Here is a 245-nt window from a genome sequence, read left to right as displayed (position 1 = left end):
ATCTGGACCTTCTTCGCGGTACCCAGATCGGACATGGTCTCCTTCTCCAGGCTGATGCCGTTGTCTTCGGAGATGTCGGTGCCGCAGGTCAGTACGTCGATGTCTTCAAGCTTGGCTTTACGACGGTCACCGTAGCCCGGCGCTTTCACCGCTGCGACCTTCAGTATGCCGCGCATGTTGTTGTCCACCAGGGTGGCCAGGGACTCGCCTTCGACGTCCTCTGCGACGATCACCAACGGGCGCCA

At 60.4% G+C, this 245-nt stretch carries 1 pseudogene; it reads right to left on the bottom strand.

The annotated features are described in order from the left end of the window. A pseudogene (gene groEL, locus ACSHWJ_RS16080) lies at positions 1 to 245 on the bottom strand (chaperonin GroEL); the annotation flags it as partial.

It is taken from the genome of Methylococcus sp. S1M, from assembly GCF_051295855.1.
GTDB lineage: Bacteria > Pseudomonadota > Gammaproteobacteria > Methylococcales > Methylococcaceae > Methylococcus > Methylococcus capsulatus.
The sequence above is the reverse complement of the archived record's forward strand: the minus strand, read 5'-3'. Positions and strand labels throughout refer to the sequence as shown.